9 protein-coding genes are annotated in these 13546 nt (G+C 64.0%); 3 read left to right on the forward strand and 6 right to left on the reverse strand.

Translation table 11 applies throughout. From position 1 onward, the window contains the following. The first annotated feature begins 696 nt into the window (after positions 1–696). Positions 697–2610, forward strand: a complete 1914-nt coding sequence (locus tag F1735_RS36610; RefSeq protein ID WP_229505864.1) for a glycoside hydrolase family 64 protein — start codon at positions 697–699, stop codon at positions 2608–2610. A 54-nt stretch (positions 2611–2664) separates the two neighbouring features. Continuing rightward, on the forward strand, positions 2665–3840 hold the full coding sequence (locus tag F1735_RS19705; protein WP_229505865.1) for a glycosyl hydrolase family 18 protein: 1176 nt from the start codon (positions 2665–2667) through the stop codon (positions 3838–3840). Positions 3841–3857: 17 nt separating this feature from the next. Here F1735_RS19705 and F1735_RS19710 read toward each other — a convergent pair whose 3' ends face one another. Further along, entirely contained in the window at positions 3858–4742 is an 885-nt protein-coding gene (locus tag F1735_RS19710; RefSeq protein ID WP_222853030.1) for a YbjP/YqhG family protein, read from the reverse strand. A 22-nt stretch (positions 4743–4764) separates the two neighbouring features. Next, positions 4765–6825, reverse strand: coding sequence for a S9 family peptidase (locus tag F1735_RS19715; RefSeq protein WP_222853031.1), 2061 nt, complete (start codon positions 6823–6825; stop codon positions 4765–4767). 183 nt (positions 6826–7008) lie between these two features. Here F1735_RS19715 and F1735_RS36615 point away from each other — a divergent pair, with 183 nt between their 5' ends. Continuing rightward, complete coding sequence (locus F1735_RS36615; RefSeq protein ID WP_229505866.1) at positions 7009–7719, forward strand: PEPxxWA-CTERM sorting domain-containing protein; 711 nt, start codon at positions 7009–7011, stop codon at positions 7717–7719. Between the two features lie 86 nt (positions 7720–7805). Here the strand turns inward: F1735_RS36615 and F1735_RS19725 are convergent, their stop codons facing one another. From F1735_RS19725 to F1735_RS19740, 4 genes are all read right to left on the reverse strand, one after another. Continuing rightward, positions 7806–8474: a hypothetical protein gene (locus tag F1735_RS19725; RefSeq protein WP_167238526.1), complete on the reverse strand. Its 669-nt coding sequence runs from the start codon at positions 8472–8474 to the stop codon at positions 7806–7808. A gap of 125 nt (positions 8475–8599) precedes the next feature. Then, positions 8600–8992 (reverse strand): hypothetical protein, encoded by a 393-nt coding sequence (locus tag F1735_RS19730; protein WP_167238527.1) that lies wholly within the window; start codon positions 8990–8992, stop codon positions 8600–8602. A gap of 164 nt (positions 8993–9156) precedes the next feature. Next, a complete protein-coding gene (locus tag F1735_RS19735) occupies positions 9157–10188 on the reverse strand; it encodes an OmpA family protein (RefSeq protein WP_167238528.1) in 1032 nt (343 codons plus the stop codon). Positions 10189–10209: 21 nt separating this feature from the next. Next, positions 10210–13533 carry a hypothetical protein gene (locus F1735_RS19740; RefSeq protein WP_167238529.1) on the reverse strand — a complete coding sequence of 1108 codons (3324 nt, stop codon included), beginning with the start codon at positions 13531–13533 and terminating at the stop codon, positions 10210–10212. Between the last annotated feature and the right edge of the window lie 13 nt (positions 13534–13546).

A 13546-nucleotide genomic window follows, 5' to 3' on the forward strand; every position in this document is an offset into this window, starting at 1 on the left:
CGGAGCTGCTCTGGGGTAGAATTCATGTCGGGCAAGGTGTGTTCGTGCTGATAGGGTAGGTTTTTAGATAACTCCCATTCTATCAATCACTTACGGCATTCTTGCCCTTTTTTGTGCAAAATTCAGGTTAGATAGGTGCCGGCAGCATCGATCCGGCTCCACAGCGCCATCAAGGCACGCGAATTCGTCGCCAATGCCAGGCCAATGACGGCCGTCCGCCTTGCCGATCCCGACTCAAGTGGTATGGAAGCGAGCCCATCCGGCGGGACTCGCCATCGCCGTGGACGAAAAAACCGCCTCGCCAAGTGGTCTTGTCAGGATCTGTCGCCAGGGCAATTTTGCAGTGCGTCGCGGGCCACGCGCGCCAGCGCCAACAAGCGATACCGGCTCGCCATTCCTCCTTTCTTTTACCCAATTTACATTACGTTTCGCCTCTGTTGACCTCGCTTTAATAGGCGGTGATACTGCGACCACTTGAGCGGCGTCTTCACCAAATCGATGCGCCGGACGAGAGTCGTGCCCTCAATGCCGATCCGGGGGCCGAACAACAGCGTCTGTTGGAAGCGCTACCACCGCACGCGATCGCCAGTTTCCGCGTGCCCGGCAGCGCCGCCCCCTGCGCATCCAACCACAAAGGCCGCCATCGCTGCACCAGCGAGCGCAGACAACGGCCACGTTCGACAAGGTGACCGTCCCATGAAAAAACTGCTGCATTACCTCTCCCTCGGCGTGCTCGGCATTAGTTTGCTGAGCGGCTGCGGCGGCTCGTCCTCCGGCGGCGATTCCGCACCGGCGCCGAGCATGTCCGCCAGCACCACTGTCCGCTCGAGCAACATCGGCACCCCGGACGCCATGCCGGCTACGGCCAGGGCCGCCGCCAGCGCGCCCCCCTCAAGTACGGAATGGACCTTCTGCGCCGACGAGAACGGCGAGTGCATCTTCACCGGCAACCAGAGCGTGCGCTACGGGGCCGGTTCCAGTTTCACCAGCAAGCAGTTCGACTGGGCGGCCAGTTGCAACAGCGCCACCTTCGGCAGCGATCCGGCGCCGGGCGTGGCCAAGCATTGCGAAATCACCAGCAGCTTTGCCTTCTGCGCCAACGAGAACGGCCAGTGCGGCTTCGGCGACACGCAGACCGTGCGTTTCGGCGCCGGCAGCACCTACCTCACCCAGACCGTGACCGGCGGCGCGGCCTGCACCACCGGCGTGTTCGGCGACCCGCTGCCCGGCAGCGCCAAGCATTGCGACCGCGCGCCGACCAGCTGGACCCGCTGCGCCCTTGAAAACGGGCGCTGCAATTTCAGCGGCACGCAGGTGCTGCTGTACGGGGCCAACGGCAACTTCTTCACCAAGACCCTGAGCGGCGGCGCCGACTGCAACAGCGCCGTGTTCGGCGACCCGATCGCCGGCGTGCCCAAGCGCTGCTACCTGCCGGGCGTGCCGATGCCGTCCACCTCCACCCCGCCCCCGCTTGACCCCGGCAACTGGAACCAGCTGACCACCTTCAAGATGGTCAACGGCACGCGCGGGCAATATCCCGACAGCCAGGTCTACTGGGCCATCATCGGCAAGGACTGGAGCACCGGCAAATACGTTCACGTCGATGCCGGCGGGCGCTTCATTCCCATGGCGCTGGGCGACAACGGTGCGCTCAACAAGAACGGCAAGCCGTACACCAACTACTTCCACAACCTGGCCCAGCTCAAGTCGATCACCATCGCGCCGCTCAATTCGGCGCGCCTGTTCCTGAGCGTGGGCAGTCCGATGTACCTGCAAGTCAATGCCGACATCAACGGCAACCTCGGCTACGCCGGCGCGAATATCGAAAATCCGTCCGATCCGAACATCGACGTCTACTTCGACTTCATCGAAATGTCGATCGGGGCCAAGGACGGCTTCTTCGGCAACACGACCCGGGTCGACCACTTCGGCTTCCCCCTGACCCTGCGCCTGCAGGGCCTGGGCGGCTACGACCAGACCGTGGGCGAGACCGAAACGCGGGCCTCGCTGATCGCGCAATTCGTCGCCAGCGTGCCGGCCCAGTTCAAGGGCCTGGCCCAGGCCCCGTACGCGCCCTACCGCATCATCGCCCCGGCCCACGCCAGCTTCCAGAACAACGGCGCCAACGCCACCTACCTGGACGGCTACATCAACGCGATCTGGAACAAGTACACCAGCCAGAAGCTGGTCTTCACCAACGCGCAAGGCACTTTTTCCGGCCAGGTGGTGGGCGGCGTGTTCCAGTTCAGCGACGGCGCCGGCACCTACAAGGTGCGCAAACCGACCACCGCCATGACGCTGCTCGGCAATGGCGCGCTGAACGACCCGAGCGGCACCGTCGGCGGCACGCCCGCCTACCACAAGCAGTTGCAGATCCAGGCGCAGCTGTGCGCGGCCCTGAACCGCCATGTGGTGGAAGACCCGGCGCGCTGGAGCGACGCGGCCTGGTTCTACCCGGCCGGCCAGCCGGCCAACTGGTACGCCAAATTCTGGCATGACCACAGCATCAACAAGCTGGCCTACGGCTTCGCCTACGACGACGTGTGGAATTACAGCTCGTCGGTACACTCCACCGCGCCGACCACGGCCACGGTGACCATCGGCTGGTAAAGCCGCCCGGACCGCCGCTGGCGGTCCGTTCTCATTTTTCCAAGCGGAGTCGATATGAAGAAACTACTGAAATACCTGGGCATGGCCGCCATCGGCGGCGCCATCCTGGGCGGATGCGGGGGTGGAGCGTCCGGTGACGCGCCGCCTGCCGTCGCGGCGGCGCCGCTGGCGGCGTCCGCGGCGCCAAGCGCCACCAAGGGCGCAGTCGAGGGCGTCGGCACGGATGCCGGATCATCGGCAGCGCTGGCGCCTTGCGCCGCCGTCACCTGGCAAGCCGGCGTCAATTACCCGCTCGGGACGGTGGTGCTGTATGCGCCGAACGGCCTTTACTACAAGGTGGTGCAGGTCGCCGGCAACGGCAGCGACGGCACCACCCCGACCATCAGCACCTGGTACTGGGCGCAGACCGCCTGCGCCACGCCGGCGGCGAAAAAGATCGTGGGCGGCTACTATCCGAACTGGACGCCCTCCCCGATCCGCATCCGCGACATCCATCCGCGCTACAACCTGATCTACCTGTTCCACGCGACTCCCGTGGGCGGCTCGCCCGGCAGCACCGGCGCGGTCACCTTCAGCGCGCCGGGCAACGGGCGCGGCGCGGCGACGAACCTGAAAGCCGACATTGCGTATGCGCGCACCACGCAAGGCCGCAAGATCATCCTGTCGGTGGGCGGCGCCGGCAATGGCATGAATTTTCCGACCCGCGCCAAATCGCAGGCGTTTGTCAACAGCATCGCCGCCATCCACACCCAGTTGGGCGGGATCGACGGCATGGACTGGAACACCTTCGAGGCGGACCAGAAGCCCGATACCGCTGAAATGACCTGGATCAGCCTGGAACTGAAAAAACGCTACCCAGGCTTCATCATCTCCGCACCGCCGGCGCCGTGGAACGACATCGACAAGGAGTTTTGCCGCGCCATGGTGGCCGCCGGGGCGATGGATTACGCCGCGCCGCAGTACTACGACGGGCCGGGCCTGAACGATCCGGCGTATGTGGCCGACAACGTCAGGCAGTGGGTCAATTTGCTGGGGGCGAACCGGGTGGTGGTGGGCTTCGGGATCAGTAACGCGGCCAATTACATGAGCCGCGAGCAGGCGTTGAGCGCATGGAAGCAGGTCAAGGCCAACCATCCGGATATCCGCGGCGGTTTCAACTGGCAGATCCATACCGATGAAGAACAGGGCTGGGTGTTCGCCAACAGCGTGGCGCCGCTGATCAACCCGTAACGGGAAAGCCCGCCGGTCTATCGTTGACGGACCGGCGGGCGCCGCATATCGACCCGCGTCAGCCACCACAAGCCGCCCTGGAAGGTGTAGTCGAACGGGCCGCTGCGCATCACGCTGCCCTCTCGCGGCGCCTTGCCTGCCCGCTGCGCGCGCGCGGGTACGCCGGGTGGTACGGTGCCCTTATCGTAGTAACTGAGGCCGAGAAGCCGCACCAGGGCTGGCAGGCGCGCATCGTTGCGCTGGTACGACAGGCAAGCGCCCCTGGTCTCGCACACGGCCAGCGGAAACGCGGTAAAGCGCGCAAACGATTCCACCGCCTCGCTTTGGATAAAGCCGTGTACCCAGCGCACCGTCTCGGCCAGGTCGAGCGCGCTGGCGTTGGCCTGCCTGTTTTCGTCCGCAATACGGCGGCGCAAGCCGTTGCGGGGCGAATACGCGCCCTTCTCTTCATCGATCACATCGTCGACGCGCCACTGGCCGTTTTCGCGCACCAGCACATAGCGCAGCGCGCGCTCGTAGTGCGGATCGCCAGGAAACACCCGAAAGCGCACGTCCACCGCGTTGACGCCGGCCGGCTTGGCCGCGAAGCCGGACGAGGCCAGGGTCAGCGCCGGATCGCTCTCCTGCGTGTCCAGGAATTCGTCGCCGTCGACATCCCAGCCGCATTTGCTGTCCTGGCGTTCGGTCCTGGCGCAGGCGGCGCGGTTGGCGGCCATCCGCGCGCGCAGGCCGCTCGAATAAAACGCCCCGCTGTCCACATGGCGCTTCCTGGCCGCTGCCGGATCGGCAAAATAGTCGCGGTAGAACGCGCCGATGAAGGCCGCCGGCATGCCGGCCGGCGCCCGCACGGCCGGCGCGGCGGCGCATGGCGCGAGCGCCCCGCCCAGCAGCGCCGCAAGCATCCAACCGTGCCGCTCGCCCATCTCAGCGCGCCAGGTGACGGTCGAGCCAATCCTTGACCGTGTGATGCCACAGCACCGAGTTGGCCGGTTTCAGGACCCAGTGATTCTCGTCCGGGAACACCAGCAGCTTGCTTTCCACGCCCTGGCGCTGCAGCGCGGTGAAGGTGCCGAGCGCCTGCGAGGTCGGAATGCGGAAGTCCAAGTCGCCCTGCACCACCAGCATCGGCGTCTTCCAGTTCTTGACGAAATGGACCGGGTTGAACTGTTCGTACAGCGCCGCGTTGTCCACGTAGGTACCCTTGTTTTCCCACTCGGTGAACCAGAGTTCCTCGGTGGCGTAGGCCATGCCGCGCGCGTCGAACACGCCGTCGTGGTTGACCAGGCAGCGAAAGCCGTCCGGCCAGTTACCGGCGATCCAGTTCATCATGTAGCCGCCGTACGAGGCGCCCAGCGCGCAGCTGCGTTCGCGGTCGAGCCACGCATATTTTTTGACAGCCGCGTCCAGGCCCTTTTTCAAGTCTTCCAGCGGCGCCCCGCCCCAGTCGCCGCTGATCGAATCGGTGAAGCCCTGGCCGTAGCCGGTCGAGCCGTGGAAGTCGATGAACACGGTCGCGTAACCGGCGCCGGCGTAGGTCTGCGGATTCCAGCGGTAGCTCCACGAATTGCCGAAGCTGCCCTGCGGGCCGCCATGCACCAGGAAGGCCAGCGGATACTTCACGCCCGGCTTGGCGTCCCACGGTTTCATCACATGGCCGTAGACGGTTTCGCCCTTGGCGCCGGTGAAGGAAAACTGTTCCGATTCGCCGAAGCGGACATCGGCCAGCAGTTCGCTGTTCAACTGGGTCAGCTGGACCGGGGCGCCGCCGTTAACGCTCTTGAACAGTTGCGCACCCGATTGCAGGTTGGCCTGCGCCATCACCACGGTCTTGCCGCGCGCGTCAAACGCGCTGACATAGCCCTTCTCGCTCAATGGCGCCACCTTGCCGCTGGCGGCGTCGATCGAGAACAGGCGGTGCTGGCCCAGGTCGTCGGCGGTGGCGAGCAGCGCCTTGCCGTCGTCGCGCCATTTGTAGTCGGCAATCGAGCGGTCCCAGCTCTCGGCCACGACGCGCTTCTTGCCGCTGGCGACATCGAGCAGGACCAGGCGGAAGCGGTCGGCCTCGAAGCCGGGGCGGCGCATGGCCAGCCAGGCCAGCGTTTTCCCGTCCGGCGAAAAGGCCGGTTTGCTGTCCCAGGCCGGATTGTCGGCGGTCAGGTTGCGCGGCGCGCCGCCGCTGGCGGCGGTTTGATAGATATCGAAATTGGTCGACCAGGCTTCGGTCTTGCCGGCCACGCGCACATTGAACACGACGCTCTTGCCGTCCGGGCTGAAGCGGTATTCTTCGCGGTCGCCGAACGGTTTCGAGGGCACGTCGCCGTCGATGCTGCCCGACAGGCTGACCGGCGCGGCAGTGACCCTGCCGGCGGCGTCGATCGCTGCGCTGTAGAGCACATTGTTGCGCCCGTCCGACCAGGTATCCCAGTGACGCACGAACAGGCGGTCGTAGACTTTGCCGCTCGACTTGTCTTTGGTCTTCTGGTCCAGGCGCGTCTTGGTGCAGGCCAGGTCGGTGCAATCGCGGAACACGGCCAGGCTCATGGCAAGGCGGTCGCCGGCCGGCGAGAGGCGGAAGTTATCGACGTCGAGCGGCAGGTCGGTGACCTTGACCGCTTCGCCACCCGTGCCGCTGCCCGAGAGCGGCTGGCGCCACACCTGCGACGAACCCGAGCGGGCCGACAGGAAATAGATGGCGTCGCCCTTGGGCGACCATTCGGGATCGGTGCTGTTCGACTCGCCCTCGGTCAGCCTGACCGGGGTCGGCTTGGCGCTGCGCAGGTCGATCATCCACAGCTGGGTGTTGCCGCGGTTCTTTTCCATATTGGTGCTGCGCACCGTGTAGACCACGCGCGAGGCGTCGGGCGAGAGCGCCGGTGAACCGACCCGCTCCATTTTCACCAGGTCTTCGATGGTGAAACCACGCGGCGCGGCCAGCGCGCTACCGGCGGCCAGCGTGGCCGCTCCCAATATGAACAAACGTCCCATCATTGCAATGTCCCCAAGAGTCATGAAAGTGCCATCGGATACAGAATGGCCCCGGCATCATACCAAGTTCGTATCGCGAGAGCAGCCGAAAGATGGGACCAGGGGTCCAGCGATGCCAATGCATGTATTGATTGCAAAAATGAAATGTACTATAATGCAACAATAAATGACTATTGGAATACCATGAAACATATCACAACAGCATGTTTGATCTCGGCACTGGCACTCAGCGCGCCCGTACAGGCAGCCATCCAGGTCTACGAATTCACGGCCACGGTCAACGTGCTGTTCGCGGCAGGGGCCGATCACTATGTGGAAAGCGCGTACGTGACGCCGGACATCGTCATTTCGACAAATGATCGGGTCACGGGGCGCTTCACCTACGACAACGCCGCCCCCCTGTGGAACGACAGCCAGTTGCCCGGCTCGACAGCGGCCGATACCTATTACTACAAGCCGTCGCCAGCGATGAGTTTTCTGACGTTTTCGGTATCGCCAAGCCAGCATACGGTGTCGAGCTCCATGAGTTTGACGCAGACCCTGTCGAATGGTGGATGGGACGGCTATTACAATCGGGGCGACGGGTTGACACTGTCGCCAATGAGCGACAGCGACCGTTTTTCGATCTCGCTGTACGACCAGAGCGCTGCATGGCTTCCTGACGGTCGCCTGCCCGAACATCTCAGCCTGGCGGGTCTGTCTGCGCGCCTGGAATACGTCTTCAGGGGCAACGGCGAGGGCAGTCCCGGTTATGGCAGCACCATTGTCATGCAAAGCCGGTTCGAGTCGCTGACCGAAGTGAGCGTCACCCCCGTACCCGAACCGGGTACCTGGGCAATGCTGCTGGCCGGCCTGGGCATCCTGGGCTTGAGCTCCCGCCGCAAGCGCGCTTAAGAGCTCCTGACAAAACCGCTCGGCTTACCTCCAACAGATGAGTGAGCAGGCGACCGGCCTGCGCAGCAGGTCGCTCGTCATTTGGCTCACCAAAATTTCCACCACGGCGCTTGTGCCGGCGCCGCGCGTGCCACTTCCTTGGTCGCAATGGACAAGGTGGTCTCCAACTGCGCCATGCGGTGGCGCACCTTGGAGAGCGGATGTTCCGGGAACATCTGGTCATATTCGCTGTTGTCGGAGGGCAGTACGCGCAGCGGCTGCGCGCGCATATGGGCAAACATGTCGTCGACGCTGTCCATCAGCACGGGCTCGCTTGGCGACGCACTAGTCGGGCTTTCCCCTGTCATCACGCACACAGTCGCTTCACGCACGCCAGTTGTGCCTTGCTCGACGGACTCAACATTGATTTGTGCCGTCGCATTGCCCAGACGGATCCACAGAATGCTTACGAACATCATTCCCATACTGTCCGGAAGCGGCGAGCGGTACTTGAACAACCCTCGCAGCACGGTATGGCCACCGGCGCTGACGACGTCCAATTCCAGTAAAGCGCCGCCGTTGCTGGCGCTCTGTTGAGAAAAATAGCGCGTGGCGGCGTCGATGTCGTGCGGGTCAAAGGACCAGTTCGTCGGATTCTTCGGTACACGTAACACGATATAGACGCCGTTCGCGTTACTCCAGCCGAGATGATCTTCGGACTGCTCCCGCAGCGTGCAATCGGCAACGTCGAACTTCACTGAGATGTTGTTGGACATCGGATTCCTTGTAGCCTGAAAATGGGGCGTCAGTTGTCGGAAAATATTACGACTTGTGTTCGAGCGCCGATGGCATTCGCCATGCCGGCGGGGCCGAATGCGGTGCCAGGATGCCGGGCGTCCCTTTATTGACTGTCTGGAGAAGGTCGCTTCATGCCCCGGAATGATTTCCTCACCGCTTCAATATCATCCCTTTCCTTCTGAATCGCCTCGATCGTTAACCTCGTGTCAAAATTTCCGATATTCCAACAGCCTTTCACCGCTTGACGAATTGTCTCGTCCTTGCTGACATTGTTCGCGTAATCATTCACGCAGTTAAACAAAAACCTGAGGTCGGATCGCCGGGGCGCGATATTGCCATCTTTGTTGATGCTTTTTGCAATGGATTCGATCACAGCGACGCGCTCTTCTGGCGAAGCCTGACCCCAGTGCGCAAGGGGATCGTCCTCGACAATCGCGAACGCCAGTGGTGCAATCACGAGCGTCGACATAACTAAAAGCACTTTAAGAGTTTTCATGGAATATCCAAAAAGGCGATCCACCGAAGGCAGCGGACAACCGGGGTCAGAGCTTCAATTAGCAAGAAAAATGTTGCTAATTAGAGCTCTGACCCCGGTTGTAGGTGGTTTCTGATTTTGATGGCTCAATCAAGCGCCATCGCAAACATGACTCCGTTTCGCTGTTACCGCTTGATGCCGGTCACTTCGACTTCGACCCGGCGGTTCGGTTGCAGGCAGCCGATCAGCGCGGCGCGTGGCGCAACGCCGGTACAGGCTTCGACCTGGTCCGCTTCGCCCTTGCCTTCGCTGACGATCTCGCCGGCGAAACCTTTGCTCACCAGGTAGGCGCGCACCGTCGCCGCGCGCTTTTCCGACAGCGGCTGGTTGTACGCTTGCGTCCCCAGGCGATCGGTGTAGCCGGTCAGCTTGATGCTGGAAACCTGCGCATACACGCCGTCGAGCTTGATCATCATGCTGTCGATGCGCGCACGCCCCGCCGGCAGCAGGTCGGCCACGCCCGATTTGTCGAACCTGAACAGCGCATCGGCCGCCAGGGTCAGCTTCTCGACCGACACCACCGGCGCCACACCCGGCAATGGCGTTACCGCAGCCGCCACCGGGGCGCCGCCGCAGGCCGCCGCCGACGCTTGCGCCGCCTGCAACTGGTCTTCGGCGATCTGGATGTAGGGATTCGCATGGCGCCAGCCCTGCTGCTTGAATTCATTCCCGGCATGCACCAGCTCGACTTCGCCGCAAGCGACCTTCTGCGCCGCGCAGGCAAAGCCCGCGCCAGCCTTGACGCCGCCGAAGCGCGCCCACAGGTCGTCGCGCAACTTGGCCGCATCGTTCACCAGCGGCGTCTGGTCGCCCGGATTGGGCGTGGCGCCCGTTTCCAGCGCGCCGACAATCGCCGCGCCCTGCTCCAGGGCCTGCTGCGGGAACGCCGAGCGGTCGTTGCGCGTGTACTCGTGCAGCGACACGTCTAGCCAGCATTGCGCCTTCGACAGGTAGTAATGATTCACCGGTACGCCCTTGTCGTTGAGCGCTTTCACGCGCTGCTGCAAGGCCTTGTAGCCAGCCTGGTCGGCCACGATCGCCTGGTCGGAGATGCGCTGCGCCGGCGCGCTCAAGGTTTGCGCAAAGGCGCCTTGCACGGCCACGGCCATCGCGGCAAACAGCACTGCGCGCGGGCGGGAAATAATGGTTGGTTTCATCGTCATTCTCATTTCAGGAAATTAGCGGGCCAGCGTGCGGTTCGTTTCTGGGTCCTTGCCTTTGAATACATTCTCGTCAAACTTGAAGCGCAGGCGCACGAACCATCCCTTGGAGGTGTAGTCCGCGCTGCTTAAGTCGCGCTCGCGGAAGCCGCTGACGTTAAAGCCGGCCGACAACCACAGGTTCTGCTTGACCAGGTAGCCCACTTCGACCCCGCGCGCATATTGGCTGCTGCCCTTGCTCTGCGGGCTGTGCAGGTAGGCGGCGAGCACGCCGACGTCCCAGTTTTCGGTAATGTCGTACACCACGCGGCCCGACGCCATCCACGCGCTGTAGGCCTGCTGGCCCTGCGGCAGGTTGCGCTCGCGGCTGGTCTTGGCGGCCAGGCGGCCGGTGCTCCACCACGGACGGCTCGGATGGTAGTCCAGGTGCGTCGAGACGATGTGCGCGGCGTAATTGTCGCCATCGGCGCGCGCACCATCGCGCACGTTCTTGTACTCGTAGCGCGCCAGGCCGTTGAACTGGTTATGGTCGACCGGACGCCAGGCAAAGCCGAGCTGCGCGCGTTCTTGCAGGCTGTTGGCCAGGGGCTTGCCGCTGATGTCGTCATTGTTGCGCGACAGCAGGGCGTAGTTGCGGGCCAGTACGGTCCAGTCGCGGTCGAGCTTGCGCACGAAGGACAAGGTATTCAACCATTGGTCCTGGGCCTGGTTGCCGATCTCGCCCGGGCTGTCGAACAGGCGGCGCCATTCGAGCTTGGCCGAGGCTTTCCACAGCGGATTGGCGGTGTAGTCGAGCGCCGTGGCCAGGGCCACGCCCTTTTGCTGGCGGCCGTCGAACACGTGCAGGTATTCGGCGTTGGTGGAGAGCGCCAGGCCTTCCGAGACGTTCCAGGTATTGCGCGCGCCGCTGGCCAGTTGCAGGTCGCGCCCGTCGGCCAGGTCGGTGTCGAGCGCATCGCGCAGGCGGTATTCAGAGAAGATGCTGGCGCCCGGCAGGTAGGTCGATTCAACCCCGGCGACAAACGCGTTGCTCTTCTCGGCGGGATTCAAGGCATAGCGCGAGGCCAGGCCGGTCTGGTTTTCATAGCGGGCATACGCACGGCTGCGCTCGGACAATTGATACTGCGCACCGAGTTCGTAACGTTTCTGCTTGCTGTCCGACACGCCATGTTCGACCACGGCCGTCAGGCTGAGCAAGTCGGTGGCCTTGTACTGGGCGCCGATGGCGACCGTGTTGGCGTCCAGGGTACCGCGCGTACCCGGCGCGGTGGTCGCGCCCACCGGGGCGAAAGTGGTGATGGCGCCGCCGTTGACCGGGCTGATCGCGCTGTTGGTGTTGCCGAAGCCGAAGAAGCCGCCGCTCGGATTGAGTCCGTTGGCGTTCGAGACCACGCCCGTGTTGCTGGCCATGCCAAGCTGGTTGCGCAGTTCGCCTTCTTCCTTCATGTGTTGCAGGGAGAAGTCGAGCGTCAGGCGCGGATCGGCTTTCCACAGCATGCCGACGCGCACGGCGTCGCGCTGGGCAACCACTTGCTGGTCGCGGCTTTGCAGCGCGCTCGCGTAGGCCGTGGTGGTGGACGTGAACCTGGCGCTGATATTGACGCCGGCGTCGCTGTGACCGGGGCTGATGCCGGCCGCGGTGTTGTTGAATTCGTCGTCGGCGCGCTGCCACCAGGCTCGCGCCTCGACCGTCTCGCCCTTGTGCGACAGGGCCACACGCGCGGCCTGGCCCGTCGCCGAACGCGACAACTCGCCCGCCTGCCCGCTCGGCGTGGTAAACACCTGGCCGTTGGCGCTGTAGGTGGTCGATTCGCTCTGGGCGAATTCGGCCACGAAACTGGTGCCTGGCGCCAGTTTCACGGTCGCGTTCACGCTGTGCAAGCGGTATGGCGACTGCGGATTCTTGTCGTCGACGGACGCCATGCCGACGCTGATGCTGTCGTTCAGGCGGTATTCGCCGTCGATGCCCATCACCCAGAAATCGTCGCCGCCCTGCTCCACCTCGTAGGTCACGCGGATCGATTGCGGATCGCCTTCGGGCGTGACCGACGGCACGGCCTGCTTGAACAGGATGCGGCCCGAAAATGGCTCGAAGCTGTAGTCTTCCAGGCGGCGCATGGGCGTGACTTGCTTGACCAGGTCGGTCTGGTTCTTGTCGCGCACGATCAGTTCGACGCGCTCGGAATTGGTCAGCGCGCCATTGTTGCGCACGGCGAAAGGACCGGAGCTGCCGTTGGCGCGGTATTCTTCGATCACCTGCTTGGCATTGTCGTGGAAGGCAAAGCCGCCCAGCTTGCCGCGTGTACCATCCCAGTTGCCGCGCAGGCCGGTGGCGGTGCGCTGGTACTGGCCGAGCTTGCGCGCTTCCAGGCCGACGTTCGGACCCGGCACAGACGACATGCTGCCTTCGCTGGTCGAAAAGTCGCCGTACAGCACGTAGCTCTTCTTGTCGTCCACGCGCACGTACAGGCGGCCGGCCGAGCGGGCGTCGAACGCGGTCGTGGCGCTGTCGCCGTAGACCGGGTAGAACTCGTTCGGGTTGATGTCGCGCTGCAGCTTTTCGCGGGTCTGCTGGTCCGAATCGTAGGCGGCCGTCAACAGCTTGCTGCCGAGGATGGTGCCTTTGACAAAGAACGCGGAACGGGCGCTGGCATTCGCCTTGCCGCTGTTGAACTGGCGGCTCCAGCGCGTGATGTCTTGCTCGAAACCATCGTTAAAGCGTGCCGGCGCCAGGTCGCCAGCGTTCAGGTTGCGCTTGGCAATCACGCCTTCGATCAGGCCCACCGCCAGCATCTGGCGCAGTTCCGGGACAAAGCTGATCACGCCCTGGGTGCTGATCTTGCCACCGTCCACGCGCAGCAAGACTTCCTGCGCGGCGGCCGGGGCCAGCAAGCGGAACTGCGCCTTGCCGTTCTTCACGCGCAGCTGCATGCCGGGCGTGACCTTGTTGGCGTCGCCGTTTTGCGGACCCAGGGCATCGGTGGCGGCACCGTCGAGCAAGATGCGGCCGGCCGACGCTTCCAGGGTCAGCAGCGCGTCGTCCGCCAGCGGCTGGCCATCTTCGCCCAGCACCTGTACGCTCACGCGCACAGGCGACTGGCCGTCGGCCGGCACGCCGTCGCGGTCGGTTTCGACCAGGATGCGCGCCACCTTGGCGCTGGCGTCAAGACGCCCGCTCCAGAGTTGCGGCGCCGCCATCTGGGCGCGCAAACCAGCGTCAGCCGGGGCCGATGGCAGCACCTGGGCGCCGGCGTTCGGGAAAGCGCAGGCGACTGCCAGCGCGCCCGCCAGCAGGCGACCGGTGCCGCTGCGTTGAATAAGAAGAAGTTTTTTGTTCGTCATGATGTTCATCTGT

The organism is Massilia genomosp. 1 (genome assembly GCF_011682185.1).
GTDB classification, from domain to species: Bacteria; Pseudomonadota; Gammaproteobacteria; order Burkholderiales; family Burkholderiaceae_D; genus Telluria_A; species Telluria_A rubra.

Bases quoted from the DNA above. Each gene is read 5' to 3' on its own strand.
- F1735_RS36610 (WP_229505864.1), top strand. From the start codon at position 697: ATGAAAAAACTGCTGCATTACCTCTCCCTCGGCGTGCTCGGCATTAGT.
- F1735_RS19705 (WP_229505865.1), top strand. From the start codon at position 2,665: ATGAAGAAACTACTGAAATACCTGGGCATGGCCGCCATCGGCGGCGCC.
- F1735_RS19710 (WP_222853030.1), bottom strand. From the start codon at position 4,742: ATGCTTGCGGCGCTGCTGGGCGGGGCGCTCGCGCCATGCGCCGCCGCG.
- F1735_RS19715 (WP_222853031.1), bottom strand. From the start codon at position 6,825: ATGGGACGTTTGTTCATATTGGGAGCGGCCACGCTGGCCGCCGGTAGC.
- F1735_RS36615 (WP_229505866.1), top strand. From the start codon at position 7,009: ATGAAACATATCACAACAGCATGTTTGATCTCGGCACTGGCACTCAGC.
- F1735_RS19725 (WP_167238526.1), bottom strand. From the start codon at position 8,474: ATGTCCAACAACATCTCAGTGAAGTTCGACGTTGCCGATTGCACGCTG.
- F1735_RS19730 (WP_167238527.1), bottom strand. From the start codon at position 8,992: ATGAAAACTCTTAAAGTGCTTTTAGTTATGTCGACGCTCGTGATTGCA.
- F1735_RS19735 (WP_167238528.1), bottom strand. From the start codon at position 10,188: ATGAAACCAACCATTATTTCCCGCCCGCGCGCAGTGCTGTTTGCCGCG.
- F1735_RS19740 (WP_167238529.1), bottom strand. From the start codon at position 13,533: ATGACGAACAAAAAACTTCTTCTTATTCAACGCAGCGGCACCGGTCGC.